Below are 25,430 nucleotides of genomic sequence, written 5' to 3'. Positions count from 1 at the left end.
AGGCTCGGCAACGCTGATACGGCTAAATCCTCGCCTGAGGTCTATTTGCCGCTGTTTTCGCGGATCAGTGCAGTCTTCGTGCACCACCACATGAATGCACACTGGTCAAATTCCAGCGCTGAAAGCACTGGACGGAATCAAGCCACGTGCGGTGCGCAAAAATCTTGAACAGCACCGCTATGCAGTCACGGATTTGGATTGCTATAGTTTGGGTATGAAAAGATTGCTGCGTGCCCTACTCTCGATTGGACTGATGATCGCCGCCGCGATTTTTGTGTGTCGTGCGGTCTTTCCTTTGCCGGACAAGAATTTCAACGAGGCCACAACCCATACCTCTGCGTCATGGACGTCGAGTTTGGGGCAGATTGTTGAAAACGCTGTTGCGCGTCATGAAGGCAAAACAGGCGTTCTGCCACTCTCCAATGGCCGCGATGCGTTTACGGCGCGCGCGCTGTTGATCCAGGAAGCGCAAACCTCGATCGATGCTCAGTATTATATCTGGCAAGATGACACGACCGGCGTGATGCTTCTGGACGAGTTACGAGCCGCAGCAAAGCGCGGTGTGCGCGTTCGTTTGCTGTTGGACGACAATGGCATTTCCGGGCTCGACAACATGCTTGCTGAACTGGACAACATGCCCAGCGCAGAAGTCAGGATTTTCAACCCGTTCACGTTGCGCAAGCCCAAATTGGCCTCGTACCTTTTTGACTTTCCGCGTCTGAACCGGCGCATGCACAACAAATCGATCACGTTCGACGGGTTTGCCTCGATCGTTGGCGGGCGCAATATTGGGGACATCTATTTCGAGTTCGGCAAGGGCTTTCATTATGTTGATGTGGATGTGCTGGCCTTGGGCGAAATCGTCGATCAGATCTCGGACAACTTTGATGCCTACTGGAACAGTGGCTCTGTCTATGCCGCAGATTATGTATTGCCCGCACACCTGCCGGACGAGCCCTCAATTTCCGATAGCGCCGATGCCGCGCGACAGACCGCGCGCGGGTCGGGGTACCACAATGCGATCCTGCATTCGCCCCTGGCCCAGGGGATTCAGGAAAAGCACCTGCCGCTTGAGTGGACAAATGTCCGGTTGTTTTCGGACCCGCCGACAAAAGGGCTAAAAGGCAAATCAACCGAAGGATTTCTCGCACATGATCTGGCGTCTTTTGCGCTTGAGGCCGAGACGAGCGTTGATCTGGTGTCGGCCTATTTCGTGCCGTCGAAAAATGCACTGAACATTTTTGATCAGCTTTCGGAAAATGGCGTGGCAACGCGAGTCCTGACCAATTCAATGGAAGCCACAGATGTTGCCCCCGTGCACGGGGCCTATATGCGCAAGCGCCCTGCCCTTTTGGAGAACGGAACGCGCCTGTTCGAACTCGAAGCGTTGCGCGAGAAACATAGCAACCTCAGCTTGCCCGAAATCCTTGCGGGGTCCGCTTCAAGCCTGCATGCCAAGGTCATGTCGTTTGATCGCAAGCGCGCCTTTATCGGGTCTTACAATCTTGATCCGCGCTCGGCATGGCTGAACTGTGAAATGGGGCTTTTGATAGAAAGTCCAACGATCGCGACATGGATATCAGAACATCTTGATTCGCCGCGGTTTGCCTATGAAGTTAAGCAGGACGACCAAGGCGCACTTGTTTGGATATCAACAGAAGACGACGGCACGCAGACAACCCTGACATCGGAGCCAAATGTCAGCAGGCTGTATCGTGCGATAGTATCCTTTAGCGGCTGGCTGCCGCTGGATTGGCTTCTTTAGATCTGCACATTTTTCCAGCACAACTGGTTGACCTTTCCGCGGTGTGAGCGCAGCTTCGGCGCATCTAGACAGACGGAGCTTTCCCCATGCCGCATCCCCTTGTGACCGAAAAAGATATTGCCGACTTTCAACGTGATGGTGTGATCTTGATCCGCGGCCTTTTTGCCGATCATGTGGAAGACCTGCGCGCAGGCGTGGCCAAGAACATGACTGAACCGGGCCCTTATGCTTCGGAAAACAAAAAGGACGGCGAAACCGGCCGTTTCTTTGATGATTACTGTAACTGGCAACGCATCCCCGAGTTCGAAACCGTGATCCGCACGTCCCCGGCAGCAGAAGTGGCTGCGGACCTGATGCGATCCCAAGAGGTTCAGGTGTTTCATGACCATGTTCTGGTCAAAGAACCCGGCACCTCGATGGCCACACCATGGCACACGGATGGGCCGTATTATTTCGTAGGCGGCAAGCAAACCGTAAGCTTCTGGTCACCTCTGGATACAGTGAAAGAGGCGGCCTTGCGCACGGTTGCCGGATCTCACAAATGGGAAAAACCTGTTTTGCCCACACGTTGGGTCAGCGAAGAAAGCTTCTTTCCCAATGAAGACGACTATATGCCGATCCCGGACCCGGATGCCGAAGGCATGACCATTCGTGAATGGGACATGATGCCGGGCGATGCGGTGGCGTTCAATTATGACATCCTGCATGGCGCCCGTGGCAACACCTCGCCCTCGAGACGGCGGGCGTTCTCGCTCCGGCTGGTGGGGGACGACGCCAGATATATCGAGCGCCCCGGACCGACCTCTCCGCCCTTCCCCGAACACGGTATGGTACCCGGACAAAAGCTGCGTGAAGATTGGTTCCCCGTTATCTGGCCCGCGAATTAATCCTAGAACAGGAAATCCGTGTTGGACATGTCGGCGGGGCTTTCTGCCGGCATGCTGGCAGGGCCGTCCGTTGGCACGCTGTCGACGATGTTCGCCCTTTGGCCAGCAATCTGAAGCTGGATGCTGGCCTGAGCCCCGCCATCGACCAAGGCCCAAATGATCTGTCCTGTTGGACGATAGATAATAAAGGCCTCGTCCACGAAGTCCGAGCCGGAAAAGTCGCGATGGGCATAGTTGACCTGAAAGTCGTCCGCAGTGGCAGAAACGTCCCCGAAGACAAGAATATCCCCTTCGGCATCATCAAAATCCTGAATCCAGTCTGAACCGTGATCTGCAGTCCCCAGATGAAAGAAGGTATCAGCCCCCGCTCCCCCATTCAGACTGTCGTGGCCAAAACCGCCATTTACAAAGTCATCGTCGCCGCCGCCGAATAACATGTCTGACCACGCCGAACCGTTGACATGATCATGGCCCGCGCCCCCAATTACGGTGTCGGACCCGAAGCCGCCTTCGAGCGTGTCATTTCCGGCATCGCCACGCAGTTCGTCATTCCCCCAGCCGCCACTGACGCTGTCGTCGCCGTCACCTGCATAGACAACGTCGCGCTTGTCGCGTGTATCACCGTGCCCGATTATGATGTCGTTGCCGGCGCCCCCAATCAGGGTGTCTCCGCCATTGCCGCCGGTCAGGGTATCGTCCCCTGCGCCCCCTTCGATCCGGTCAAACAGCGATCCTCCGACCAAGACATTGTCTTCGTCATCCCCGCGCAAATCCCCCAGACGGGAAATGCGTTGGGACATAATATCGTAGCCGTCTGTACCAGCCGCGTTTGAGGTCCACGTCAAAACCAGATCACCGTCATCAAGCGCTGCCACCTCGATGTCGCCATTGATGGGCGTGTCGGCGACAAGCTCGACGATGCCGTGCTGGGCGTCTCCTTCCGCATTGAACTCCTGCGCGTAGATACCATTGGGCGAGTCTTCATGGGCAGGCGACCACCACAACAGCAAAAAGCCACCACCGGGAAGCCCGACAACCTGACTGTTGAATTCTGGAGCGAAGGTCGTCCCGATAGGAAAGATGACAATGCCTTCGTCGTTCGGGACACCCCCGTCTCGGCGTACCATGCCGCTGCGTTCCCGGTCTCCGTCTTCATCATATGTCACCCAGCTGATCCGATAGTTCCCGTTGTCGAAGGGGTCCGTGTGATAGGCCACAACAAATCCGCCATCACTCAGAGCGGCAACAGAGGGGTCGGCTATGGGATATCCTTCGGGGCGGGTTGCGACGGTGAATTCCCTGCGGGACGACAACAGGCCGGTTGAATCCGAGATCACCCCAACGATGCCAGGATAAACCGAGGCCAGATCATGCACATCGGCAACATGCCAGACCGCAACCGCCCGTCCATCATTCAAAAGCGCGATATCCGGACGCGAGCGCTGCGGATCTTCTGCCCCGTGGGGCTGATCGGGTCGGCTTCCCCCATCAAGGTCCCGCACGTAGGAATGAGACCCCGCTTCCAGCCCTATGTTCGTGGCGGCGAGGCCCGTTGCCGCGTCTGCACCGGTGGGCAGTGACAGCCAGACCGCGACCATCTCTTCAAACACCCGGTTTCCGAAATCATGCGACAGGATGACGAACTCTGGATCAAACTGGGTGCCGTCTTCGGCGCCCGCATTGATCAGGAACTCATCCGAAACGGGCGTGCCGGTTGCGTCAAATCCCCGCCCAAGAATACCGGAACCGGAAGAATCCGCACCATTCGCGCGGTAAAGCACCTGAAATCCACCATCGGGGCGCGCATAGACGGCTGGCTGGGTCTGGGTTCCTTCGGTCTCTTGGTTGAGCAACAGCTCTTCGCCAACGGGCGATCCGTCATCGGCAAAAATCTGGCCTTTGACATCCGTTTGACTTCCACCAGCTTCCTCGTGCGAGGCCCAGACGATGACATAGCCGCCATCGATCAGGGGGGTAATTGCCGACCCGATTTGTGTTCTGTCTGAAAAGGTATTCACCAAATGCGGCGCGCTTTGCGCATCGTAATAATTGGTCATATTCCTCTCCTAAAATAACTTGGTATGTGCGGACACCGGCAAAAGAGACGCCGGTCCCCCTGAAAAACGAATGATCAAAGTGTAGCCGAAATTGCTCTGCGCCGTTAATCGCGTCGCAAATGATTGAAATATAATTGAAATCTCTGACCACACGGCAACGAATCAAAACGGGCCCTAACAGAGGGCCCGCCGCAAATGTTCGAATTTAAAAAGGGGGCGAGGTTACCTGTCGCCGAACCGGTTCCACAGGGACATCAGCGACCCGTAAAACACAATTGTATAGCCCAGCAGTTCCAAGCCTTCCTGAATCACCGTTTTGAAACCGGGCGTATAGGCGCCCTGCATCACGGCCTCCCAAATGGCACTTGTTCCAAACAGGCGGCTAAAGACGACCAGCAAAAGGAATCCCAAGTAGACAAACGTGAAGTAACGGCTGTCGAAATGCTGGAAGAACGGTTCCGTGACGGTCTCTCGGTTACGCCAGACAACAGTTGATCCGATCACGAGGGCAATCGCGGCGGGCACTTGCCAGAAACCCTGCCAGATGAAATCAAACCAGACGTCGTTTTCGCGGATGAACAACCCCATGAACAGCGTGCCGACAATTGCGAGATACCCGCGCTTTTCCGGAAAGCGCACCGCACCCGCGATAAACGCCAAAGACGATGCCAGAATAAACAGGTTGTGCAGGTTTTCCGTGATCGAGCTTTCGGACAGGCCGTTACCAAGGATCACGGCATCCACGTAAACCGTGAAAACAACGCCAACCAAAATGGCTGTCAAAAGGAACAGCTCCACAAGGGCAAACAAACCACGTTCGTTTTGCGACACGCCCACGGAATTCGTGTGCCGGTCTTCATAAAGATGATACAATGCCATGCGATCTGCTTTCTGCAAAGTGGCTCTGGCCTCGAACCCACAAAGGTGGATAGGGGTCAATTTAATAACGACTCATAGACGGTTCGCCCAAAAGGAGCGAAACGCCTTATCCGTATTCAATATAGCATTCAATACACCTCTTTAAAAGAGGTGCGGGTCGCGCGCCGGTGTTTCAGCCCGTTTTCGCCACAGTTTTAGGCAGTAAAACAAGGAAAAACACCATATCCACCGCAAGATGAACCAGTGTCACAACTGCGTTACCGCGCCCTAGCTGAGCTGATCTTTCACCATTGGACCCACTTTTCCAAAGTCCATCTGGCCTGTGTATTTCGACTTGAGCGCGCCCATGATCTTACCCATGTCACGGATCGAACTTGCCCCAACCTCTGCAATCGCATCGGTGATGGCTTTCTCGACTTCGGCATCTCCCAGCTGTTTTGGAAGAAATTCCTCGATCACGGTGATCTCGTTCAGTTCCCGCTCTGCAAGGTCCAAACGCCCGCCTTCTTCGTAGGTGCGCGCGCTTTCCTGGCGTTGCTTGACCATCTTGGAGAGGATCTGAAGCACTTCGGCCTCGCCCACACCGTCTTCATTGCCTTCACCACGTGCCGCAATGTCACGATCTTTGATCGCAGCGCTGATAAGACGCAAAGTTGAAAGCCGCTCCGCAGCGCGATCACGCATCGCCTGTTTCAGGGCCGTATTGATCTGTTCTCTCAGTGTCATTGACTTAGCCGTTTGCTGATAAACACAAGGCTTGGACCATATATAAAGCTATTCCGCGAGGCAACCTTGGCGTTAAAATATTAAACCATTGAAAACTAACACTATTGTATTTTCGCCTTCCCTTGACGCTGCGCCCGCCTCGACATAGTTTCCCGACAATTTGTCATCCGGAGAGTCGCGAATGCCCACAGATACCCAGAACACACCGACCGCATGTCTTGCACTCGCAGACGGAACCCTGTTCTACGGACGCGGTTTCGGAGCCACCGGAGAAACAGTCGCCGAGCTCTGCTTTAACACTGCAATGACAGGCTATCAGGAAATCATGACCGACCCGTCTTATGCCGGACAAGTTGTGACCTTTACTTTCCCTCACATCGGCAACACCGGTGTCACCCCCGAAGACGACGAGACCGCTGACCCTGTTGCTGCCGGCATGGTGGTCAAGTGGGATCCGACCGAGCCGTCAAGCTGGCGCTCGACCGACACGTTGTCAAACTGGCTTGCCTCGCGTGGCCGGATTGCGATTGGTGGTGTCGACACGCGCCGCCTGACCCGTGCGATCCGCCAACAAGGTGCCCCGCACGTGGCGCTTGCGCATGATCCGGATGGAAATTTTGACACCGCTGCATTGGTTGCCAAAGCCCGCGCCTTTTCCGGTCTTGAAGGTCTGGACCTCGCCAAGGAAGTCACTTGCGCCCAATCCTATCGTTGGGATGAAATGCGTTGGGCGTGGCCCGATGGCTATGCACGTCAGGAAAACGCCAAGCACAAAGTTGTTGCGATCGACTTTGGCGCAAAGCGTAACATCCTGCGTTGCCTTGCCTCCGCTGGATGTGATGTGACCGTTCTACCGGCCACCGCAACGGCGGAAGAGGTTTTGGCGCATAACCCAGACGGCGTTTTCCTTTCAAACGGTCCCGGCGATCCAGCGGCAACCGGTGAATATGCCGTGCCCATGATCAAAGGTGTTCTGGAAGCTGATCTGCCTGTCTTTGGTATTTGTCTGGGTCACCAGATGCTGGCACTCGCTCTTGGTGCCAAAACGGTAAAAATGAACCACGGCCACCACGGTGCAAACCACCCTGTAAAAGACAACGATACAGGCAAGGTGGAAATCACATCCATGAACCACGGGTTTGCTGTCGACAGCCAAACCCTGCCGGACGGTGTGCTGGAAACCCACATTTCTTTGTTTGATGGATCCAACTGCGGCATCCGCCTGTCTGACAAGCCCGTCTTCTCGGTTCAGCACCACCCGGAAGCCAGCCCCGGTCCGCAGGACAGCTTCTATCTGTTCGAAAAGTTCGCAGACCAAATGGCTGCACGCGCATAATCGGCACGCTTTTTTAGAAAAGGCGTCAGATTAACCCATTGTTAACCACCCCGGCACAGCCTGTCGAAAGGCTGTGCTAGGGCGGTAATGAACAATCCCAGTTCCAAACATCAATTCTCTGAAGCCGCCCTTCCTTTTCAGCGGCCCCAAAGTGTTGCCCAGATATTGCAAAGCCATTCAAGCGTATCGCCCAAGGCGATGCTTGGTGCGCACCGGCAGTTGGACTTGTGGGACGCCACTTTGGGTGAAATTCTGGTGTCCGAAGGGGCGATCGGTTCCGAGGCATGTTCCAAAGCCTTTGCCCAAGCCGAAGGGTATGACTTTGTCTCTTTAGAAACGGCCCCAGCCCCCTCACCGGCCCTGCGCTCATTGCTCGCGCCCGGCTTTTGTCTCAAGCACAACGTTTTGGCATGGCGACAAAACACAGATGGCGTTGTTCTGGTGACCGGACGCCCCGAGCGTATTGCAGCACTGCGCGATGCACTTCCTGCCTCGTTGCAGCGGGCAAAAATCGCGGTGGCCTCTGAGGACGCTGTTACGTCTATTCTCAGAGATCTTTACCGCAAAGAGCTGGTTGCGCAGGCCGAAGCGCGGCCCAACACCGAATACAGCTGTCGTCCCTCATCGGCCCATACCTTGTCACATCGCATGTTGTGCGCCTGTCTGCTTGTCTTGATCACGGCAATCATACTTGCGCCAAAGGCCACGTTTCTCGCGCTATTGGGTTGGGTCCTGATTGCGCAATGCGCGATCTTCTTCATGAAGCTTTTTGCGACCCTTGCGCGCGCCGGCGAACGGCCCCCACCAATGCGCGTGACCATGAAACAAAAACTGCCACGCATCAGCGTGATGGTGCCCTTGTTCAAAGAGCACGATATCGCGGGCGCCCTGATCAGGCGATTGTCCCGTCTCAGCTATCCAAAGGCGCTGTTGGATGTGCTTCTTGTTTTGGAAGAACATGATGACATCACGCATCGCACGATTGCCAATTCCACCTTGCCCAGCTGGATGCGGGTGGTGGTTGTGCCCGCTGGCGATGGATTGACCACAAAGCCCCGCGCCCTGAACTATGCGTTGGATTTTTGTCGCGGCGACATCGTTGGCATTTGGGATGCCGAAGACGCCCCCGCGCCAGATCAGCTTGAAAAAGTTGCCTGTCATTTTGAATCGGCGCCGCAAGATGTCGCCTGTGTTCAGGGTATCCTTGATTACTATAACCCGTTCACGAATTGGATTTCACGGTGCTTTACGATCGAATATGCAACGTGGTTCCGCATCATTCTGCCCGGTTTGGCGCGGTTGGGCTTTGCCATTCCCCTTGGCGGCACGACCCTTTTTCTGCGCCGCGAGGTGATCGAGACCATTGGCGGGTGGGACGCCCATAACGTGACAGAAGACGCGGATCTTGGTGTGCGTCTGGCCCGGTTTGGCTATCGCACAGAGCTTTTGCCTTGTGTCACACAGGAAGAGGCAAACTGTCGCCCGCTGCCGTGGATCAAACAGCGTTCACGATGGCTCAAGGGATATATGATCACCTACCTTGTACATATGCGACGGCCGATGCGGTTGATCTCGGAAATTGGTGGACGCAAGTTTCTGGGGCTACAGCTTATTTTTGCGGCAACCCTTTCGCAGTTTTTGCTCGCGCCCTTGCTCTGGCTGTTCTGGGGCAATGCATTTGGTTTCACGCTGACCGGTGATACTTTGATCCCCCGCCCTTTGTCGTTTGGCGTGGCGTCCGCTCTTAGTGTGTTTGGCATCGTCAATGCCTGTATATCACTTTGGGCCGTTAGCGGTCTGGACCGCCCGCGCCTTTATCCGTGGGTGTTGACGATGGTGCTCTATTTTCCACTAGCGACGATTGCCGCGTACAAGGCCTTTTACGAATTGCTGTTTGCCCCGTATTTTTGGGACAAGACCGCCCATGGAAAGACAAAAGAAGGGCTCGACGCCCACCACTCAGGCGTCAGTGTCCTGCTTCAGGCGGGTGACGAAAGCCTGTGAAATGTGGGCTTTGAGCGCTTCGTAGGCACCGCTTTCATTCCGTTCTTCAATCGCTTTCACGATGGCCGCGTGTTCAACAAGGGTGTCTTCCCCTCGCCCTTCCGCCGCAATTGACGTCGTCGCCATAAGCGCCATCGAGCGGTGCACCAGATCCAGCTGTTGAACCAGATACCGGTTGTGGGACGCCAGATGGATTTGTTTGTGAAACCGCCGGTTTGCGCGCGCAAGGGCCGAAGGGTCGTTCACCAGGGCATGGTCTTCCTCAACCATGTCCTTCAGGACGCGCACCTCTTCCGCTGTGGCATGACGCGCCGCAAGACGGGCAGCCAACCCCTCCAGTTCCGTGCGCACGACATACAATTCGGCCATTTGGTTGTGATCAAGGGAAGACACGATCAGGCTGCGCCCGTCCCGCGCCAAAAGGGATTGCGTTTCAAGGCGCTGCAAGGCTTCCCGGATGGGCGTGCGCGACACGCCGAAACGTTCGGCCAGATCGCTTTCGACCAGACGATCACCAGGCTTGTAGACCCCGACATCAATCGCTTCGAGGATCAGCGAATACGCATCCCGGTGCGGCTGTTTGCTTGGCGCCATTTTAATAATCTCCCCTTTGCGCTCTTGCGGCGCTGGCGGTCAGGTTACGAAAGGCAGGGCATAACATGCAACCCTGCCATTGCACGCGGCTCGGGCACACCCTATCTACAGGCCATGCCAAAACAAGCTTTCTCTCACGTTTCGACTTGGGTCTTTGATCTCGACAACACACTTTATCCGCCCAAGTGCCGCCTGTTCGATCAGATCGAGGTGCGGATGACGGATTATGTGATGAACGCGCTTGGCGTGGACCAACCGCGCGCAGATCAATTGCGCAAACAGTATTGGGCCCAGTACGGCACAACCCTTGCCGGTCTGATGCGCGAACATGATGTGGACCCTGCTCCCTATCTGGTCGACGTTCACGATATCTCGCTTGATCATCTGGAAACAGATCACGCGCTCGCGTCTGAAATTCGCGCCTTGCCGGGGCGTCGTATCGTCTACACCAACGGCACCGCCCCGTATGCCGAGCGGGTTCTGGAGGCGCGCGGGCTGAACGGTCTATTTGACGCAGTCTACGGTGTCGAGCATGCAGGCTTCCTTCCCAAGCCGGAAAAAGCCGCGTTTGAAGCCGTTTTCGAACTGGACGGCGTGACCACGCAGACCGCTGCGATGTTCGAGGATGAGCAGCGAAACCTCATGGTTCCGCATGAAATGGGCATGAAAACCGTTCATGTTGCACCAGATCCGCACGAAGCGGACCATATCCACCACCACACGGACGACCTGTCCGCCTTCCTGCGAAAGCTCTCTTAGAAAGGGCGAAACACAAATTCAAACCTCTCGATATATCAATTCACGTTTCAGAATATGTCTTGATTGCTGCACTGCAGCGTAATAAGCAAACAGGAAGATTAACCCCTCATCGGAGACCGCGTAATGAGCCTGACCGACACAAACCCAGAAATCGAAGTAGAAGTCGCAACCGACGCGCATGACGATGAAGCCATCAGCGCCCAAGGTCTGAAAATGATCTATGCCGTGCTGGCTGCCGTTGTCGTGGCCTGGGGCTCGGCCATTTATGCATTTGGCGTACCCGGTCTTTACATCCCTGCACTCTGTGCCGTTCCGGTGATTTACCTCTTGCTGATTATTGTTGCCCGCGGGTGACAAACGACCTCTTGGAACCCCTGCCGCACAGCGCTAGATTGAGCGGCAGGAGGCTCCAATGACCACCGAATCCCAAGTCGATATTCTTATTTCCGGCGGCGGTATCGCCGGGCTTACTGCGGCTGCCGCATTTGCCAGCGCAGGCTTTTCCGTGCAATGCGTTGATCCGACACCCCCCGTCACAGAGCGTGACGCGGACGGTTCGGATTTGCGTACAACCGCATTTCTGCAACCCGCCAGAACCTTGCTTGATGAAGCGGGCATCTGGGACCGGCTTTCCCCGCATGCAGCCCCCTTGCAGGTGATGCGCATTGTGGACGCGGGCGGCGACGTGCCAGAGCCGCGGATTGTGAAAAACTTCAACGCTTCGGACATATCGGATCAGCCGTTTGGCTGGAACCTGCCGAACTGGCTGTTGCGCCGCGAGATGCTGGCTCGGCTGGCAGAGATGGAACAGGTTGATCTGCGCCTTGGCACCGCCACGACCACCCTTTTTACCCGCACAAACGAAGCGCGCGTGACACTGTCAGACGGAAGCCGTACACGGGCACGTCTGGTTATTGCGGCGGACGGGCGCAATTCAACAATGCGAGAGGCCGCTGACATCGGTGTGCACACCACCCGCTATGGCCAAAAGGCTCTTGCCTTTGCGGTGACACACCCGATCCCGCACGAGAACGTTTCTACGGAAATTCACCGTTCCGGCGGTCCGTTTACACTGGTGCCCCTGCCCGACTATCAGCGCAAACCTTCATCTGCACTGGTGTGGATGGAACGTGGCCCGCGTGCGACCGAATTGTTCGAAATGGACGTGGCAGATTTTGAACGGGAAATGACCGAACGAAGCTGCTCTTTGTTTGGCCCGCTGACACTTGCCTCGCGGCGCACCATCTGGCCGATCATCTCGCAATCGGCCGAACGTCTTTATGGCGAACGACTGGCCCTTGTTGCAGAGGCCGCGCATGTTGTCCCCCCCATTGGGGCGCAAGGTCTGAACATGTCGCTGGGCGATATGCGCATCCTGCTGGATCTGGCCCGCGCCAATCCATCTGATCTGGGCAGCAATAAAATGCTCGAGACCTACCATCGCAAACGGTTTGCCGAAGTGAAGTTGCGGGTGAAAGGCATCGACCTCTTGAACCGCGCATCAATGGTCGAAGCCCGACCATTGCGGGATGCACGGGCGATGGGCCTCAATGCGCTTTATTCAATGGAACCCGTGCGCAAGACATTGATGCAAATGGGGCTGGGCGCGCGCTAGCAAAGCGGCGGATCAGGGGCCAGTGTTCTGGCCCCTGTGCAAGACAACCTGGATTACAAAACTTTATCCAGAACGGCCTTGAGACGTCCCAGCGTGCCGTCAACGTCATACAGTTTATCAAGGCCGAACAGCCCCAGACGGAATGTCATAAACCCGTCAGGTTCGTCGCACGCCAAAGGCACACCTGCCGCAATCTGCATGCCTTCTGCTGCAAATTTGCTACCGTTTTGAATGGCTGGATCACTGGTATAGCTGACAACCACGCCCGGCGCGCCATAGCCGTCCGCCGCGACGCTCTTGATGCCTTTTTCGGCCAGCATTGCACGCACACCATTGCCCAACGCCCACTGCGCATCACGCAGCTTGTCAGAGCCATACTCTTTGGTTTCCTGCATTGTATCGCGGAAGGCCCGCAATGCATCTGTTGGCATCGTTGCGTGATAGGCATGGCCACCGTTTTCATAGGCCTGCATGATCGAATGCCACTTCTTGAGATCGAGGGCAAAACTGTCTGACGTGGTTTCGTCCAGCCGTGCGATCGCACGCGCAGACAACATCACCAGACCAGCAGAGGGAGATGCCGACCACCCTTTTTGCGGGGCCGAGCACAGCACATCCACACCAAGAGCCTCCATATCGACCCAGACACATCCCGACGCAATACAGTCCAGAACCATCAACGCGCCGACGTCATGCGCCGCATCGGCCATGGCTTTGATATAGGCATCCGGCAAAATCACCCCTGCAGATGTCTCGACGTGGGGGGCAAAAACGATGTCGGGCTTTTGTTCGGCGATTTTTGCCACAACATCCTCGATCGGTGCAGGCGCAAAGGGTGCGGTCACATCATTGCCCGAGGGGCGCGCCTTGAGCACGGTGCTTTCTGCTGCAAACCCGCCGGCTTCGAAAATCTGGCTCCAGCGGTAGGAAAACCACCCGTTGCGCACAACAAGCGTTTTAGCATCGCGTGCAAACTGTCGTGCGACGGCTTCCATGCCATAGGTGCCCCCACCGGGAACCAGGACCACGGCCTCGGCCTGATAAACGTCTTTCAGCATTCCCGAAATATCACGCATCACAGCCTGAAACGTCTGGGACATATGGTTCAGCGACCGATCCGTAAATACGACGGAAAATTCAGCAAGACCGTCCGGATCTACAGAATTAGGGGTGTTGGGCATAAGATACTCCGTGTTTCTCTTTACGGGACCAAGCCCCGAAACTAATCATTAACAAAGCCCAAGTGAAAGACATACGCAATTCGATATCGCCCCAACGCGTATTCGCAAATATTTGGCAGCAGAATCGAGATGCCATAAGGTTGTCGAAAAATAGCGATATTCGATTCGTCGTTGTGTTGGGTCAGTGGTTTTGAGGGTGATAAGATGGGCGAGTTTGTCGTTTTTGGCATCGATGTTTTGGACGGTGCAAACGTCTCTACCAACAGCAGTGCAGGTAACGAGGGCCAAGGCACCGCGACAATTACGGGTGGCACGCAGCCCTTTGAGGACGACGATATCGTCGTCTTTTCAACCGTAAATGACACGGCAGACGGGCAGCTGTCGGGCAGCAGCGCCATTTCAGACATCACCGTATATGACTCGATCGCGGACTATCAGGCGGGCATCGTCAAATACAATTATTCGCCCCAGAACCCGGGGCAGACCGCGTCTATCCAGGGGGACGTGAGCGGTCTCGGAGACGGATACGTCAGGTTTAACGCAAATGTTCTGGTCCCCGATGATGGCGGACCGACCTTTAACCAGCTTTTCATCGCGCCCGGCACTGACCTTGCAGTTGCAGCCAGTGAACCCGGTGGTCTGACACTGGATCGCAATCAGGACATCGATTTCAATAGCGACGGCGACTTTGATGACCCGTTGGAAGATGGCGACAACCTGTTTTACGTCGGCGACTACACTGCGTCCGTCATTTGTTTCGCCGCAGGTACAAAGCTTTTGACCCCGACCGGTGAAGTAGACATCGAAACATTGGTTCCCGGACAGATGGTCATGACCTATGATCAAGGCGCCCAACCGGTGCGTTGGGTTGGGCGGCGTCGCATGCGCGCGGTCGGTGCCATGGCACCAGTGCATATCGCCGCCAATACTTTTGGTGACCACGCTGCGCTGGAAGTATCGCAGAACCACCGCATTTTGCGCAGCGGCCCTGCGATCAGCCTGCTTTTCGCGGAACATGCCGTACTGGTGGCGGCCAAGCATATGATCGACAATCGCCTCGTGACACTTCGCACGTCCGGCTGGGTGGAATATGTGCATGTCCTGTTCGACGATCATCAATTGGTCTGGGCCAACGGTCTTCTGAGCGAGAGCCTTTATCCCTCGGCGCACAACATCCCTCAGGAAGACCCAGCGCTGATTGAGGCCCTGACCGAGCTCAAGACGATTTTCGGAGAGCTTTTTGAAAAAGAGACAGGATTACAGCACATGCCGGTGCGGCGCTGCCTGACCAAGACCGAAGCCATGCTTCTTATGGTTGACGACTAAGCGTCTTGCAAAGGCCCCGGTCGCTGTTCTTCGCTTAACAATACGTTGGCTTCGACATTGCCCACAGCCGGAAGCGTCATGATCCGGCGACGCAAAACACGCTCGAAATCCGAGATGTCGCGCGCCGTCACACGCAGCCGATAATCGTACATGCCCAGAACATGCTCGACCGTTTGCACTTCTGGGATAGCGACCACAGCGCGTTCAAAATCCTCAAGCGAGACCCGACCCTTGGTCGCCAGCTTTACCCCGAGAAACACAGTCACCCCAAAGCCCAGCTTTTCGGCATCCAGATCAAGCTTGCGCCCCTTGATGATACCCGTGTCGTACAACCGCCGGATACGCCGCCACGTCGCGGGCTGGCTCAGCCCCAATGTGCGGCCAAGCGCCCCTGCAGATTGGGTTGCATCGGCGGCCAAGGCCAAGACCAGCTTGCGATCAATGTCATCCAGATCGGTCATATCGGCAGGGTCTCCTCGGACTTGATACGGGCCACATGCATCAGGGCTTCGATGTCTGCGATATGCGGTAGGCTGAGAATACGTGTGCGGTAAATCTGCTGATAGTGCGGCATGTCCAGCGCAATCACGGACAGGCGCACATCCACCCGCCCCAGAAACGTCTGGATTTCGATGACTTCCGGAATGTCCCGCGCGGCCGCGATAAAGTCATCAAACGCGCGCGGATTGGTTTTATCCAATGTGACCCTCAGGGAAACCTCGACAGCGTACCCCAAAGCCTGCCAATCGATGACGGCACGCTGTCCGCGGACAATGCCAAGCGTTTCAAGTTTTTCGATACGCCGGGTCAGCCGCGACGTTGTCAGACTCAGCCGATCCGCCAAATCCGGAATCGAGATCGCAGGGTCGACCTGCATATGGCGCAAAATACGTCTATCGAGATCATCAAGCATGAATTCATCATTATTTCAGATTCAGACGAATGAAAATGTGTATTTTTCCGGAAATTATATGCGCGCCGCATCTCGAACATCCTGACCAGAGGCGTATAGTCCGCTTCAGACATTCAATAGAGGGAGCGCCGACATGCGCGTTTACTACGATCGCGATTGCGACATTAACCTGATCAAAGACAAAAAAGTAGCCATTCTAGGCTATGGTTCGCAAGGCCACGCGCACGCTCTGAACCTGCGTGACTCGGGTGCGAAAAACCTTGTTGTTGCTCTGCGCGAAGGTTCGGCTTCGGCCAAGAAAGCAGAAGGCGAAGGCCTGACCGTTATGGGTATCGCGGAAGCGGCTGCCTGGTGTGACGTGATCATGTTCACAATGCCCGACGAACTGCAGGCAGAAACATACAAGAAATACGTTCACGACAACATCAAGCCCGGCGCAGCCATCGCTTTCGCACACGGCCTGAACGTACACTTCGGCCTGATCGAGCCTAAAGAAGGCGTAGACGTGATCATGATGGCGCCAAAAGGCCCAGGTCACACCGTGCGCGGCGAATACACCAAAGGCGGCGGCGTTCCATGCCTCGTTGCTGTAGACAACGATGCAACCGGCAAAGCACTGGAAATCGGTCTGTCGTATTGCTCGGCTATCGGTGGCGGTCGCTCGGGTATTATTGAGACCAACTTCCGCGAAGAGTGTGAAACCGACCTGTTCGGCGAACAAGCTGTTCTGTGTGGCGGTCTGGTTGAACTGATCCGTTGTGGCTTCGAAACTCTGGTCGAAGCTGGTTACGCACCAGAAATGGCTTATTTCGAGTGCCTGCACGAAGTGAAGCTGATCGTTGACCTGATCTATGAAGGCGGCATCGCCAACATGGACTACTCGATCTCGAACACTGCAGAATACGGCCAGTACGTCACCGGCCCACGTATCCTGAACTACGACGAAACCAAAGCCCGCATGAAAGATGTTCTGACAGACATCCAGCAAGGTAAATTCGTTCGTGACTTCATGCTGGAAAACGCTGTTGGTCAGCCAACAATCAAAGCGTCGCGTCGTGCAAACGACGAGCACATGATCGAAGCAACCGGCGCCAAGCTGCGTGGCATGATGCCATGGATCTCGGCTGGCAAAATGGTCGACAAAGAAAAGAACTAAGCCCGCAAGGCACGAGTTCGAAAGGGCGCCTTGCGGGGCGCCCTTTTTCGTTACAAGGTCTGCGCAAAGAGCAAGGGTGAGCGACATGGAAGAAAAGACAACCGGTCCCAAAATGTTTAGCGTGGCGTGGTTTCGTGCCCTGCTGTCAGCACAGCTGCCAACAGGCGAAACCTTCTGGGTTGGTAACTTTGGCACGGCGTTGTTCCACCAACCGTTGATCGCGATTTTGCTGGTGCTGTCCACGCCTGTTGGCGTGTTGGCAGGGCTATGGGGGCTTTTGACGGTGTATCAGCTTTATCTGGCAACGGCTGTTGCCCGCTCGAAACCCGGTGTTCCGACGCCGATCGGCTGGAAGATCGCGGGCATCCTTGTCACCTTGGGGAATGGCGCGTTGTTCTTTAGCTTTGCACGTGCGATCCTGAACAGCGCCGGATGACACAGCCCCCTGAAATTACCAGAAAAAGTTGGTTAATGGTCGCCACCCTCGGCATTGTCTGGGGGTCGACCTTTCTTGTGATCGAGATGGCGCTGGAAGGGATCACACCCTTTTGGTTGGCTGCGGCACGGATCAGCTTTGCCTCTATTCTGATGACAGCCATCTGGGCGTCGCGCGGGTTTGCCTTGTTCACCGACCGAACCAGTCAAAACTGGCCTAATCTGATCATTATCGGCGCACTCAGTTCGGCCGTTCCCTTTATTCTTCTCAGCTGGGGCCAACAGTTTGTGACATCCGGATTTGCCGGTGTGAGCATGGCCGCGGTTGCACTGATTGTTTTGCCGCTGGCGCATTTTCTGGTGCCTGGTGAGCATCTAACGCTGCGCAAGGTTTTCGGGTTTCTTTTGGGGTTTGTCGGTGTTGTGCTTCTGATCGGCGGGCAGGCCTTTGAAAGCACTGGTGCCTCGATGGAGATTTTTGGCCGCTTTGCCTGTTTGGGCGCGGCCTGTTGTTATGCGCTCAGTTCGGTTCTTGTGCGGCGTCTGCCGCCGATTGACCCAATCGGATTGGCAACCATTTTGCTGATCATTGGCGCTTTTATTGTGTTGCCAGCGGCATGGATCGCAGAAGGGCCACCCCCGATCCCAACAGGGCGGACCCTGCTTATTCTGGCGATCCTTGGTCTGGTGCCAACAGCGGCTGCAAATTTGCTGAGGGTGCTGGTGATCCGCAGTGCAGGCCCCACGTTTATGAGCCTGACCAACTATCTCGTACCGGTCTGGTCGGTTCTTCTTGGAGCACTGATCCTCAACGAACCTCTCCCACCCAGCCTTTTGCTGGCGCTCGGGCTTATCCTCGCCGGAGTCGGGCTGAGCCAGTATGGCGCGTTAAAGCGATTGTTCGCGGCCGGTTGATAAGGCGCCCTGCCCTCTTTGGCTATGGCCAAAGGCACAGGGGGCGCCTTTATCAGAGCGCGGCCTCGACGGCCCCCACAATTGAATCCACTGTTGTCTCGAGAAGGGTTGCGTCCTCGCATTCGGCCATCACCCGCACCAAAGGTTCCGTGCCTGATTTGCGGATCAACAACCGTCCCTGCCCTGCCAGAGCTGTTTCCGCAGCTTTGATCGCCGCCTTCACAGGCTCGGCCTCGAGCGGTGTCTGCCCCTCTGCAAACCGAACATTTTTGAGCATCTGGGGCACGGTTTCGAATTGTTGTGTCAGATCGGACGCCTGTCTTCCGGTCTCGACCATCGCATCGAGGAACTGAAGCCCCGCCATCAGGCCATCGCCGGTTGTGGCGTAATCCGTCATGACAATATGGCCTGACTGCTCGCCCCCAAGGTTAAAGCCGCCCTTGCGCATCGCTTCGACAACATACCGATCACCGACCGCTGTCCGCTCAAGACGCAGGTTTTGCCCCTCAAGAAACCGTTCCAGCCCCAGATTGGACATTACTGTCGCGACAAGAGCGCCCCCCTTGAGGCGTCCCTGCTGCGCCCATCGGCTGGCCAACAGGGCCATGATCTGATCGCCATCAGCCACTTTGCCATTTTCATCAAGGATCATGACGCGGTCGGCGTCTCCGTCCAGCGAAATGCCGACATGTGCACCATGCGCAACAACGGCCTCGGCGGCGGTTTGCGGATAGGTCGACCCGCAATCGCGGTTGATGTTCAAACCGTCGGGTTGTGTCCCGACCTCGATCACCTCAGCCCCAAGTTCCCACAACGCTTCGGGCGCCGCTTTGTAGGCTGCGCCATTGGCACAATCCACAACAACCTTCAGGCCCTTGAAAGGGACAGAAGACGGCAACGATGACTTGACCCGTTCGATATAGCGAAAGCGCCCGTCATCAATCCGTTTGGCGCGTCCAATGTTAACGGCCTGCGCCGGCTCTACACCGCTTTCAATAAGGGCTTCGATCTCGGCCTCGACCTCATCAGACAGTTTGAACCCATCGGGGCCAAAAAACTTGATACCATTGTCTTGTGCCGGATTATGGCTGGCCGAAATCATGACCCCCAAATCAGCGCGCATCGACGTGGTCAGCAATCCGACCGCAGGGGTTGGCACAGGTCCCAGCAAAAGCACATTCATCCCGGTCGAGGTTAACCCCGCCGTCAGGGCGTTCTCGAACATATAGCCGGACAGACGCGTGTCTTTGCCGATCACAACACGGTGGTTGTTTTGCCCGTCATTGCGGAAATACCGCCCGACAGCTGTTCCAATTCGCAGCGCCATTTCAGCGGTCATGGGATATTGGTTTGCAGTGCCTCGCACACCATCGGTTCCGAAAAACTTACGCCCCATCATATTCTCCCGTCGTTACCGCCTGCCAAAGATGCAAGGCTTGTCTTGTTTCTTCTACGTCATGAACACGAACAATCTGTGCACCCTGCGCAATTCCTTCTAGAGCGACGGCAACAGATCCTCCGACACGCCCCTCGGGGTCGGGTGCCTGTCCGATCACCTTGATGAACCCTTTACGCGATGCCCCAAGCAAAATCGGACACCCCAAAGAGTGAAACAGGCTCAGACGCGCCAAGAGGCGCAGATTATGGTCCATTGTTTTGCCAAAACCGATGCCGGGGTCAGTCACGATCTGTTGTCGCGGAATCCCTAGGCTTTCGAGCATGCCGATTTGTGTTTCAAGGAAATCATACACGTCCAGCAGCACATCATCATACTGTGGATTATCCTGCATCGTCGCAGGGTCCCCCTGTGCGTGCATCACACAGACCGGCACGCCGCGCGCAGCACACAAAGGTGCCAATGCAGGATCGTACGTAAACCCCGCCACGTCATTTACCATCAACGCCCCCGCCTCTAGCGCGGCCGAAGCAACAGGCGCTTTGCGGGTATCAATGCTGATTGGGACATTCAGTTCCGCCGAAAGCGCCGCAATCACAGGCGATGTGCGTTGTATTTCCTGATCTACAGGAACCTCGACCGCTCCGGGACGGGTGGATTCTCCGCCGATGTCGATCAGGTCTGCGCCCTGATCCCGCATGGTGCGGGCACGTCGAACGGCGTCCGACGCATCATTGTGCTGTCCTCCGTCCGAAAAGCTGTCGGGGGTCACATTCAGGATGCCCATGATTTGAGGTTCTGCCAGCGACATTGGCCCAATGTACCCGCGATCACGGACCATCATTTCAAGCGTGTCTTTTGGCACCTCGGACGCTTCGACAACCTGCGGTGCCGCGCCGCGGCGCAGAACTTCGACATGTGTGAACCAAGTCCACCCTCCGGCCAAGGAAAGCGCCCCTTTGGGGCGCGCAACATCGGTTTGCGGGATCGCGCGGTAATAAGTCTTCATATGATTTTGATGGTCTTTTCAACGGCTCTTGGCAAGAACCTAGATCACGTCATCGTCCAAAGCGATGGATCGAACAGGCACCGGTCCATTTTCCGGCAGGGTTTCGCCGATACCGATCATGCGGCGGGCTTCCATTTCGCGGGCAAACCACGCCGCCAACGCCACCGCACCTTCGGTGCCAACGGCGGGCCCCTCAACAGCATCCAATACGATCTTGGAAGGCGCCCAGACGCAAATCTGACCGTTCTTCATGGCCCAGTCGAGTTCGGTGCGTGTGCTAACCACAACACACCGGTGATCACGTGCGGCCAGAACCCAAGCGTTTTGCTCCATTGCCAACAAATCAATACGGCGCTGTGTCATGGCATGGCCTGTCTCGGGCAGAGGCAAATCATGAGGGCCAACACAGAATATAAGGGGTACGGCTTCTGCGTCCAGCTGATCAATCCAGCCTTTCAACCTGTCCGAGTGCACCGCATCATTTGTCAGGTACACCACCCGCGGATGCGGTTTTTCATCTTCGATGGCTTCGACGGGCTGTACCACGGTGCGCGCCCGCACGATTTCGACACCCAGTGCACCAGGACCCCGGTCAAGCTTTTCGATACGCACAAAAACGCGCATGGCCTGAGGTTCCAGCAAAATCCGCTCTGCCACACGATCCGCCAGCGTTTCCAACAGGTTGAGACGCTCGGCCGCCAACTCGAAGGCAATCGCTTCGGTCACTCGGTCATAGGAAAGAATGCGGTCAACGTCGTCATCAATCTCGCCTGTGAGAGGACGGACCTCGACGACGATGTTGAAACAAACGCGCTGGGTCGTGCCGCGCTCGGCCTGAAACGCGCCGATCTCGACCTCGACAATGTGGTCGCGCAGGGAAATCCGGTCGAGGGCATCAGGGCCGGATGTGGCCGCAGCGCGTTCATCGGGATGGGCAAAAGCCAGGCGAATTTCGTTCGTCATTGTCCGCCGCTCCTTTTGGGGTCAGATCAGGGCAGTTTAGTGCCTGCTGGCGGCTTTAACAGGGCAAGACACGGCACACCAGAGACGAAACACGTCAGGTGGCCGTGGTTGTCTGTCTTAGTTTTGCGAAAGACGAGTGGGCTGGCGATAGAAGTGGTGGACACCGATCGTGGTGGTGCGCTTGAACTTGCGCGACCAGCTGGGGCTGACTGCTTTCGTGTGATAGTGGGTTGCCCCGTCGGTCAGCACACGAGGCGCGCCGTCGATCATCAAACGTGCAACTTTACCTACACGTTCATACGCCGCTTTCTCGTGAATGTTCTCGGCAATCCCGTCACATGTGAACGTGAACTGGCACTGGTACTTGCGCCCGGTCCCTTGTTTGATCACACCGCACAGGCTGGTGGGGTAATAGTCGTGGTCAACACGGTTCATAATCACTTCTGCGACTGCGAACTGTCCTTTGACGCTTTCGCCGCGCGCTTCGAAATACAAAGCCTCGGCCAGACATTGCCATTGATCGTCACGACCGCTGGCTTTGGGTTGCCCGTCAATCCAGCTGCGTGAATAAACGATGGTCTCGGGAACAACGGCTTTTTTCGAGCGGTTGGACTTGAGCAGTTCTTTGATATTGAATCCGTTTACATCCGCCTTGGCTTGACGGCCTTGGCGAACTTCAATTCTCTGATCAGGGTCTACAGTTAGAATCTCGGCAAAGGCCGATCCCGACATGACAACCGCTGCGAATATTACAGTAATAAAATAGCGCATATCTTCCTCACACCCGATGTTTGACGGACCCTCCCCCGTCCGAGCGTTTCGCGGTGTGTTACACGAATGAGGCAAATTCGTCCAGTCCAGCGGATTTTAGCACCTAGAGGGTTGCTGGAATGTCAATATGTTGGCGCTAAAAATGCAGGAATCACCCTATTTTGTCCCTGATCGCAAGCTGCGCTGCTGCAAGTCGCGCCACCGGAACACGGAAAGGAGAGCAAGAAACATAGTCCATTCCCACTTTCCGGCAGAAAGCGATTGATTCGGGGCTGCCGCCATGCTCGCCACAAACCGAGAGTGTGAGGTCCGGTTGCGCCGCACGACCCCGTTCCGCGCCCAATTTCACCAGTTCCCCGACGCCATCGGCATCCAAGGTATGGAACGGGTCTTCGGGATAAACACCCTGCTGAACATAAGCCGACATAAACCGGCCCGCGTCATCTCGGGACAGGCCATATGCCATCTGGGTCAGGTCATTCGTACCGAAACTGAAGAAGTGGCAATGCGGGGCGATATCCTCGGCCCGCAATGCCGCGCGCGGGGTCTCGACCATGACACCCAGCCGATAGTCAAAATCCAAGCCCTGCTCTGTGCGCACAGCGGCGGCAACCGCATCGACCCGCGTCTTCACCAGCTCGACTTCCCGTTTGGCGCTGACAAGCGGGATCATGATTTCAGGCACCACATTCGCACCGTTGCGGTTTGCCATAATCGCGGCTTCGAAAATCGCTCGCGCCTGCATGTCATAGATTTCCGGCACCGTGATCCCAAGACGCACACCGCGCATCCCGAGCATCGGATTGTATTCCCCCAAAGCCTCGACCCGACGCGTCACAGTCGACAGCGGCAGGTTCAATGCCTCGGCCAGATCGCGCATTCCCGCGCGTTCGGTGGGCAGAAACTCGTGCAAAGGCGGGTCAAACAACCGGATGCAAACCGGCTGGCCTTCCATGATGCGGAACAGTTCGATGAAATCCTCGCGCTGCATCGGCAAAAGCTTGTCGAGCGCACTGCGGCGGTCTTCCGAGGCATCCGCAAAGATCATTTCGCGCATCACGGTCAACCGGTCGGCCTCAAAGAACATGTGTTCGGTCCGGCACAACCCGATCCCGTTGGCATTAAAGTTTCGGGCCGTGCGCGCATCGGCGGGCGTGTCGGCGTTGGCGCGAATGTCCAGATCACGTTCCTCATCCGCCCATGCCATCAACGATTGAAAGGCATCATCCAAGGCGGCTTCGAGCATCTTGGGTTCACCCGCAAGGATTTCCCCATCGGTGCCGTCGATTGTAATGATGTCGCCCTCTTTAAAGACGCGACCATCCGGCGCCAGCAGGCTTTTCTTGCGCAGCTGGAACCGCAACGAAGACGCCCCAACCACACAAGGCAGGCCAAGACCGCGTCCGATCACGGCAGCATGGCTTGTAATGCCTCCGCGTTCGGTCAGGACCGCGCTTGCGGCGTGCATACCGCGAATATCTTCTGGAGTTGTTTCGCGACGCACCAGAATGCAGGCCTCGGAACGGGCCGCACTTGCCTGCGCTTCGGCGGCGGAAAAAACGATACGTCCTGTCGCTGCGCCCGGGCTGGCCGCGATCCCGTTGCCGATCACATCACGCTCGGCTTCCGGATCGACCTGCCGGTGCAACAGTTCATTCAAGGCCCGCGGCTCGATCCGCATCAGCGCCTCTTGGGCCGGAATGATCCCGTCCTGCGCCAACTGAACCGCGATCCGCACTGCAGCGCGCGAAGACCGTTGTACGCGCACGCCATCAAGGATGTAGACTTGGCCATTTTCGATGGTGAATTCGATCTGCATCTCTTCACGCAGTTTCACCCGCATCAACGCGGCTTGCTGCTTGAGGGCTTCAAACGCTTCTGGCGCGGCGTCTTCCAGTGACGGTCCACGGGTATCTTTTTCCAAAAACAGCGCAGAAGCCCCTGTTTGCAAGGCATCGCGCCCTTGTGACTGGCTCAGGTAACGGCCTGTGATCTTGGGCAATCCTGTGGTGGAATTCACCAGTTGAAGCACACCCGAGCCGCATTCGGCATGGCCAAGCCCCAACACCATTTCCTGCACAACCAGCCCGAGCCCTGCATCGGCAGGCGCGCCTTTGGCCTGACGCAGCAACCGTGCTGTGGTTCCTTCCCACGCGCGCGCCATCGAGCGCAGAACCCCCGCCAGCTGATCGCCCACATCTTGGGGAAACGGCTCTTCTGCTTCCAGCTCATAGGCTTCGAGCAGTTGCTTGCAGGTGTCTTTCGCGCTCAGATCAAGATCGTCGAACATGTCGGGATCAAGACGCGCAACATGTGTCGAATAGGACTGGATAAAGCGCGCATAGATCGCGCTCGCAGCATCATGACCCAGTTTTTCCGAAAGTTCGGCGAATTTTGCGTCATTCATACCGATATTCAAAACGGCCCCCGGACCACCCCAGTCGGGGTCTTCCGAAGAGGGGCGCACGCAGATCAGCGTACCTTGATGAAGCGGTGCAAGAAGCTCATCCATCGACGGTGTTTCGCCGGCGGCAATCCGGTGCACCTCGTCAAAGGACAAGGCAACCGTGCTTGGTACCGGCAGATCCAGACGCACCAGACGTTGCAGGCATTTAGCCCGCCCGCCATGCGTGGCGGTGGCCACAGGTGCGGTGGGCGTGATGAATGTAATATCTGGGTTATCTTGCTGCACTGCGGCACCTTTCTTTGGGCTGGCAGCATACGCGCAAAGCCTTGCGAGGCA

23 protein-coding genes are annotated in these 25,430 nt (G+C 56.4%); 11 read left to right on the top strand and 12 right to left on the bottom strand.

Annotated features, from left to right (window positions below):
* The first annotated feature begins 94 nt into the window (after nucleotides 1–94).
* Nucleotides 95–1,765: a phospholipase D family protein gene (locus tag PH7735_RS03180; RefSeq protein ID WP_233488266.1), complete on the top strand. Its 1,671-nt coding sequence runs from the start codon at nucleotides 95–97 to the stop codon at nucleotides 1,763–1,765.
* An 86-nt stretch (nucleotides 1,766–1,851) separates the two neighbouring features.
* Nucleotides 1,852–2,652, top strand: coding sequence for a phytanoyl-CoA dioxygenase family protein (locus PH7735_RS03175; protein ID WP_058309865.1), 801 nt, complete (start codon nucleotides 1,852–1,854; stop codon nucleotides 2,650–2,652).
* 2 nt (nucleotides 2,653–2,654) lie between these two features.
* Here PH7735_RS03175 and PH7735_RS03170 read toward each other — a convergent pair whose 3' ends face one another.
* From PH7735_RS03170 to PH7735_RS03160, 3 genes are all read right to left on the bottom strand, one after another.
* Nucleotides 2,655–4,709, bottom strand: coding sequence for a calcium-binding protein (locus PH7735_RS03170; protein WP_058309864.1), 2,055 nt, complete (start codon nucleotides 4,707–4,709; stop codon nucleotides 2,655–2,657).
* Nucleotides 4,710–4,931: 222 nt separating this feature from the next.
* Nucleotides 4,932–5,588 carry a hypothetical protein gene (locus PH7735_RS03165; protein ID WP_058309863.1) on the bottom strand — a complete coding sequence of 219 codons (657 nt, stop codon included), beginning with the start codon at nucleotides 5,586–5,588 and terminating at the stop codon, nucleotides 4,932–4,934.
* A 267-nt stretch (nucleotides 5,589–5,855) separates the two neighbouring features.
* Nucleotides 5,856–6,314 carry a GatB/YqeY domain-containing protein gene (locus PH7735_RS03160; RefSeq protein ID WP_058309862.1) on the bottom strand — a complete coding sequence of 153 codons (459 nt, stop codon included), beginning with the start codon at nucleotides 6,312–6,314 and terminating at the stop codon, nucleotides 5,856–5,858.
* Between the two features lie 181 nt (nucleotides 6,315–6,495).
* Between PH7735_RS03160 and carA the strand changes: the two genes are divergently transcribed.
* The gene (gene carA, locus PH7735_RS03155; protein WP_058309861.1) at nucleotides 6,496–7,650 is read left to right on the top strand and encodes a glutamine-hydrolyzing carbamoyl-phosphate synthase small subunit; all 1,155 of its coding nucleotides are present in this window, start codon (nucleotides 6,496–6,498) and stop codon (nucleotides 7,648–7,650) included.
* Nucleotides 7,651–7,737: 87 nt separating this feature from the next.
* Entirely contained in the window at nucleotides 7,738–9,654 is a 1,917-nt protein-coding gene (locus PH7735_RS03150; RefSeq protein ID WP_058309860.1) for a glycosyltransferase, read from the top strand.
* Here the strand turns inward: PH7735_RS03150 and PH7735_RS03145 are convergent.
* On the bottom strand, nucleotides 9,610–10,248 hold the full coding sequence (locus PH7735_RS03145) for a GntR family transcriptional regulator (RefSeq protein WP_058309859.1): 639 nt from the start codon (nucleotides 10,246–10,248) through the stop codon (nucleotides 9,610–9,612). The two genes, PH7735_RS03150 and PH7735_RS03145, sit on opposite strands and share 45 nt — an antisense overlap.
* A gap of 114 nt (nucleotides 10,249–10,362) precedes the next feature.
* On the opposite strand from PH7735_RS03145, the gene PH7735_RS03140 reads away from it, so the two are divergent.
* From PH7735_RS03140 to PH7735_RS03130, 3 genes are all read left to right on the top strand, one after another.
* Complete coding sequence (locus PH7735_RS03140) at nucleotides 10,363–11,007, top strand: pyrimidine 5'-nucleotidase (RefSeq protein WP_058309858.1); 645 nt, start codon at nucleotides 10,363–10,365, stop codon at nucleotides 11,005–11,007.
* Nucleotides 11,008–11,130: 123 nt separating this feature from the next.
* On the top strand, nucleotides 11,131–11,361 hold the full coding sequence (locus PH7735_RS03135; RefSeq protein WP_058309857.1) for a hypothetical protein: 231 nt from the start codon (nucleotides 11,131–11,133) through the stop codon (nucleotides 11,359–11,361).
* A 58-nt stretch (nucleotides 11,362–11,419) separates the two neighbouring features.
* Nucleotides 11,420–12,622, top strand: a complete 1,203-nt coding sequence (locus PH7735_RS03130; RefSeq protein ID WP_058309856.1) for a UbiH/UbiF family hydroxylase — start codon at nucleotides 11,420–11,422, stop codon at nucleotides 12,620–12,622.
* Nucleotides 12,623–12,675: 53 nt separating this feature from the next.
* Here PH7735_RS03130 and PH7735_RS03125 read toward each other — a convergent pair whose 3' ends face one another.
* Entirely contained in the window at nucleotides 12,676–13,803 is a 1,128-nt protein-coding gene (locus PH7735_RS03125; protein WP_058309855.1) for an aminotransferase class V-fold PLP-dependent enzyme, read from the bottom strand.
* Between the two features lie 204 nt (nucleotides 13,804–14,007).
* Here PH7735_RS03125 and PH7735_RS03120 point away from each other — a divergent pair, with 204 nt between their 5' ends.
* Nucleotides 14,008–15,129, top strand: a complete 1,122-nt coding sequence (locus PH7735_RS03120; RefSeq protein WP_058309854.1) for a Hint domain-containing protein — start codon at nucleotides 14,008–14,010, stop codon at nucleotides 15,127–15,129.
* On the opposite strand, the gene PH7735_RS03115 is transcribed toward PH7735_RS03120, so the two are convergent.
* Both PH7735_RS03115 and PH7735_RS03110 read right to left on the bottom strand, forming a co-directional pair.
* Nucleotides 15,126–15,590, bottom strand: coding sequence for an Lrp/AsnC family transcriptional regulator (locus tag PH7735_RS03115; protein ID WP_058309853.1), 465 nt, complete (start codon nucleotides 15,588–15,590; stop codon nucleotides 15,126–15,128). The two genes, PH7735_RS03120 and PH7735_RS03115, sit on opposite strands and share 4 nt — an antisense overlap.
* On the bottom strand, nucleotides 15,587–16,042 hold the full coding sequence (locus PH7735_RS03110) for an Lrp/AsnC family transcriptional regulator (protein WP_058309852.1): 456 nt from the start codon (nucleotides 16,040–16,042) through the stop codon (nucleotides 15,587–15,589). Before PH7735_RS03110 ends, PH7735_RS03115 begins: the two co-directional genes overlap by 4 nt.
* 133 nt (nucleotides 16,043–16,175) lie before the next feature.
* Between PH7735_RS03110 and ilvC the strand changes: the two genes are divergently transcribed.
* The 3 genes from ilvC to PH7735_RS03095 all read left to right on the top strand — a co-directional run bounded on the left by ilvC (nucleotide 16,176) and on the right by PH7735_RS03095 (nucleotide 18,548).
* Nucleotides 16,176–17,198, top strand: coding sequence for a ketol-acid reductoisomerase (ilvC, locus tag PH7735_RS03105; RefSeq protein WP_058309851.1), 1,023 nt, complete (start codon nucleotides 16,176–16,178; stop codon nucleotides 17,196–17,198).
* Between the two features lie 85 nt (nucleotides 17,199–17,283).
* Nucleotides 17,284–17,634 carry a hypothetical protein gene (locus PH7735_RS03100; protein WP_058309850.1) on the top strand — a complete coding sequence of 117 codons (351 nt, stop codon included), beginning with the start codon at nucleotides 17,284–17,286 and terminating at the stop codon, nucleotides 17,632–17,634.
* A 35-nt stretch (nucleotides 17,635–17,669) separates the two neighbouring features.
* Entirely contained in the window at nucleotides 17,670–18,548 is an 879-nt protein-coding gene (locus tag PH7735_RS03095; protein ID WP_233488265.1) for a DMT family transporter, read from the top strand.
* A gap of 52 nt (nucleotides 18,549–18,600) precedes the next feature.
* Here PH7735_RS03095 and glmM read toward each other — a convergent pair whose 3' ends face one another.
* The 5 genes from glmM to ppdK all read right to left on the bottom strand — a co-directional run bounded on the left by glmM (nucleotide 18,601) and on the right by ppdK (nucleotide 25,379).
* Nucleotides 18,601–19,944 (bottom strand): phosphoglucosamine mutase, encoded by a 1,344-nt coding sequence (glmM, locus tag PH7735_RS03090; protein ID WP_058309848.1) that lies wholly within the window; start codon nucleotides 19,942–19,944, stop codon nucleotides 18,601–18,603.
* Nucleotides 19,934–20,953, bottom strand: a complete 1,020-nt coding sequence (gene folP, locus PH7735_RS03085; RefSeq protein ID WP_058309847.1) for a dihydropteroate synthase — start codon at nucleotides 20,951–20,953, stop codon at nucleotides 19,934–19,936. Before folP ends, glmM begins: the two co-directional genes overlap by 11 nt.
* A gap of 39 nt (nucleotides 20,954–20,992) precedes the next feature.
* Nucleotides 20,993–21,916 carry a dihydroneopterin aldolase gene (locus PH7735_RS03080; RefSeq protein ID WP_058309846.1) on the bottom strand — a complete coding sequence of 308 codons (924 nt, stop codon included), beginning with the start codon at nucleotides 21,914–21,916 and terminating at the stop codon, nucleotides 20,993–20,995.
* Nucleotides 21,917–22,033: 117 nt separating this feature from the next.
* Complete coding sequence (locus tag PH7735_RS03075; RefSeq protein ID WP_058309845.1) at nucleotides 22,034–22,687, bottom strand: cell wall hydrolase; 654 nt, start codon at nucleotides 22,685–22,687, stop codon at nucleotides 22,034–22,036.
* A 151-nt stretch (nucleotides 22,688–22,838) separates the two neighbouring features.
* Nucleotides 22,839–25,379 (bottom strand): pyruvate, phosphate dikinase, encoded by a 2,541-nt coding sequence (gene ppdK, locus PH7735_RS03070; protein WP_058309844.1) that lies wholly within the window; start codon nucleotides 25,377–25,379, stop codon nucleotides 22,839–22,841.
* Between the last annotated feature and the right edge of the window lie 51 nt (nucleotides 25,380–25,430).

Source organism: Shimia thalassica (assembly GCF_001458215.1).
Classification (GTDB): Bacteria; Pseudomonadota; Alphaproteobacteria; order Rhodobacterales; family Rhodobacteraceae; genus Shimia; species Shimia thalassica.
Note: the sequence above shows the minus strand (reverse complement) of the source record. Positions and strands in the feature narration are given on the sequence as shown.

What these genes read in the sequence shown, in the direction of transcription:
- PH7735_RS03180 (WP_233488266.1), top strand. Translation starts at nt 95, where the DNA reads ATGCACACTGGTCAAATTCCAGCGCTGAAAGCACTGGACGGAATCAAG.
- PH7735_RS03175 (WP_058309865.1), top strand. Translation starts at nt 1,852, where the DNA reads ATGCCGCATCCCCTTGTGACCGAAAAAGATATTGCCGACTTTCAACGT.
- PH7735_RS03170 (WP_058309864.1), bottom strand. Translation starts at nt 4,709, where the DNA reads ATGACCAATTATTACGATGCGCAAAGCGCGCCGCATTTGGTGAATACC.
- PH7735_RS03165 (WP_058309863.1), bottom strand. Translation starts at nt 5,588, where the DNA reads ATGGCATTGTATCATCTTTATGAAGACCGGCACACGAATTCCGTGGGC.
- PH7735_RS03160 (WP_058309862.1), bottom strand. Translation starts at nt 6,314, where the DNA reads ATGACACTGAGAGAACAGATCAATACGGCCCTGAAACAGGCGATGCGT.
- carA (WP_058309861.1), top strand. Translation starts at nt 6,496, where the DNA reads ATGCCCACAGATACCCAGAACACACCGACCGCATGTCTTGCACTCGCA.
- PH7735_RS03150 (WP_058309860.1), top strand. Translation starts at nt 7,738, where the DNA reads ATGAACAATCCCAGTTCCAAACATCAATTCTCTGAAGCCGCCCTTCCT.
- PH7735_RS03145 (WP_058309859.1), bottom strand. Translation starts at nt 10,248, where the DNA reads ATGGCGCCAAGCAAACAGCCGCACCGGGATGCGTATTCGCTGATCCTC.
- PH7735_RS03140 (WP_058309858.1), top strand. Translation starts at nt 10,363, where the DNA reads ATGCCAAAACAAGCTTTCTCTCACGTTTCGACTTGGGTCTTTGATCTC.
- PH7735_RS03135 (WP_058309857.1), top strand. Translation starts at nt 11,131, where the DNA reads ATGAGCCTGACCGACACAAACCCAGAAATCGAAGTAGAAGTCGCAACC.
- PH7735_RS03130 (WP_058309856.1), top strand. Translation starts at nt 11,420, where the DNA reads ATGACCACCGAATCCCAAGTCGATATTCTTATTTCCGGCGGCGGTATC.
- PH7735_RS03125 (WP_058309855.1), bottom strand. Translation starts at nt 13,803, where the DNA reads ATGCCCAACACCCCTAATTCTGTAGATCCGGACGGTCTTGCTGAATTT.
- PH7735_RS03120 (WP_058309854.1), top strand. Translation starts at nt 14,008, where the DNA reads ATGGGCGAGTTTGTCGTTTTTGGCATCGATGTTTTGGACGGTGCAAAC.
- PH7735_RS03115 (WP_058309853.1), bottom strand. Translation starts at nt 15,590, where the DNA reads ATGACCGATCTGGATGACATTGATCGCAAGCTGGTCTTGGCCTTGGCC.
- PH7735_RS03110 (WP_058309852.1), bottom strand. Translation starts at nt 16,042, where the DNA reads ATGCTTGATGATCTCGATAGACGTATTTTGCGCCATATGCAGGTCGAC.
- ilvC (WP_058309851.1), top strand. Translation starts at nt 16,176, where the DNA reads ATGCGCGTTTACTACGATCGCGATTGCGACATTAACCTGATCAAAGAC.
- PH7735_RS03100 (WP_058309850.1), top strand. Translation starts at nt 17,284, where the DNA reads ATGGAAGAAAAGACAACCGGTCCCAAAATGTTTAGCGTGGCGTGGTTT.
- PH7735_RS03095 (WP_233488265.1), top strand. Translation starts at nt 17,670, where the DNA reads ATGGTCGCCACCCTCGGCATTGTCTGGGGGTCGACCTTTCTTGTGATC.
- glmM (WP_058309848.1), bottom strand. Translation starts at nt 19,944, where the DNA reads ATGGGGCGTAAGTTTTTCGGAACCGATGGTGTGCGAGGCACTGCAAAC.
- folP (WP_058309847.1), bottom strand. Translation starts at nt 20,953, where the DNA reads ATGAAGACTTATTACCGCGCGATCCCGCAAACCGATGTTGCGCGCCCC.
- PH7735_RS03080 (WP_058309846.1), bottom strand. Translation starts at nt 21,916, where the DNA reads ATGACGAACGAAATTCGCCTGGCTTTTGCCCATCCCGATGAACGCGCT.
- PH7735_RS03075 (WP_058309845.1), bottom strand. Translation starts at nt 22,687, where the DNA reads ATGCGCTATTTTATTACTGTAATATTCGCAGCGGTTGTCATGTCGGGA.